The sequence below is a fragment of the Kitasatospora sp. NPDC127067 genome, assembly GCF_042724755.1.
Taxonomy (GTDB): Bacteria; Actinomycetota; Actinomycetes; order Streptomycetales; family Streptomycetaceae; genus Kitasatospora; species Kitasatospora lactacystinica.
In genome coordinates, this window is the sequence record NZ_JBHXEM010000299.1 from 1 (window position 1) to 1,593 (window position 1,593).

The window sequence follows — 1,593 nt, forward strand, 5'->3', positions numbered from 1 at the left end:
CAACGGCATCGTGACGCCACGGCCCCTGCATGGGTTGTCGGCCGAGCCGACTTCCCATGCAGAACCAGGAGAAGAAGCACGGCCACTGAAGTAGGCCGGACTTGATTCAGTGTCGTCCAGCCCCCGCCGAACGAGTTCGGCGGGGGGCTGCGCAGGCGGGCTTGGCGAGGCGAATGGTTTGGCTGGTTGCACGACGCCAAGGACTCCTGCTCGGTTTCCGACATAACGTCGGAAACCGGACGCGTTTGACGCGAGTAGCATGCGGTCAACACCTCGTCAGATGCCGGGAGTTGGCTTATGAGCACACTGGTGGTGGGGTCGCGGGCCAGTCACCTGGCGCGGGCTCAGGTCACGGAGTTCCTGGCACCGCTGCGGGAGCGCTTCCCCGACGTGGTCTTCCGCCAGCGAGTGATCACGGAAGCCGGTGACCAGGACCGCAGGTCGGCCCTGAGGGATGTCTCGGAGCGCGGCGGTGGCTCGGCGTTCTCGGTGAACCAGGTGAACGCGCTGGTGTCCGGCGAGGTCGACGTGATCGTGCACTCGCTCAAGGACCTGCCGACCGCGAACCCGCCCGGCCTGATCCTCCTGCCCCCGCCCACCCGCGCGGACGTTCATGACGCGCTGTGCGGCAGCACTCTGGCCGGCCTCCCGCAGGGCGGCAGGATCGGCACGTCGGCGTCGCGCCGGATCGCCCAGCTGCTGCACGTCCGCCCGGACCTGGTACCGGTGGAGATCCGGGGGAACGTCCCGACCAGGCTCGGCAAGCTCCGGACGCAGCAGCTGGACGCCGTGATCCTGGCGGCCGCCGGGATCAAACGGCTCGGCCGCAGCGAGGAGATCAGCGAGATCCTTCCGATCGGGCCGTTTCCCCCGTCGCCCGGGCAGGGCGCGCTGGGCATCCAGATCCGGGAGGACAACGAGTCGGCCCGAGAGCTCCTGGCCGGTTCCGGTGACCCGGTGACCGACGCGGAGGTGCGGGCCGAGCGGGCGATGCTGGCGGAGCTCCACGGCGGATGCTCGGTACCGGTCGGCGCCTTCGGCAAGGCCGACGGCGACGTGCTGACCCTGCACGGGCAGGTCACCTCCGTGGACGGCAGCCGGCAGGTGGAGGCCAGCCTCTCCGGCCCGCCGAGCGAGCCGGAGAGGCTGGGTGTTCAGGTGGCGAGCCTCCTGCTGGACCAGGGCGCGGAGGGCATCCTGGCAGAGGTCCGGCCCACAGTCGCCGCATAGGCCCGTAGGCCGGCCAGGTCCAGGGCCGCATAGGTGATGATCCGGTCCGCACCGGCCCGCTTGAGCATGGTGAACAGCTCCGCCAGCGGGCGGAAGTCCCGCCGACCTGCCCGTGGGCCCGCCCGTCGCCGCCTTGTGCGCAGGAAGTCGGCCCGGCCGACTTCCTGCGCAGGGGGGGCTGAAACCGCCATGCTCGCCAACACAGGACGCCCACCCACAAGGTCCGGGCGGAGCAGCGGCAACAGGTCCGGTAACCGATCAATGAAGTTGGGCGGGGCCCCGGGCGCCCCCCCCGGGCCGCCCCCAAACAAGGAGCAGGGAGGCGGGCGGCCGCCCCCCCCCCCCCCCCACCCCCCCCACCCC

Annotated in this window: 1 protein-coding gene; it reads left to right on the top strand. The window is 71.3% G+C overall.

The genetic code is table 11. From position 1 onward, the window contains the following. Nucleotides 1-297: 297 nt before the first annotated feature. Nucleotides 298-1,230, top strand: a complete 933-nt coding sequence (gene hemC / locus ACFWJ4_RS41565) for a hydroxymethylbilane synthase (RefSeq protein WP_359915649.1) — start codon at nucleotides 298-300, stop codon at nucleotides 1,228-1,230. Nucleotides 1,231-1,593 lie beyond the last annotated feature (363 nt).

Bases quoted from the DNA above. Each gene is read 5' to 3' on its own strand.
- hemC (WP_359915649.1), top strand. From the start codon at position 298: ATGAGCACACTGGTGGTGGGGTCGCGGGCCAGTCACCTGGCGCGGGCT.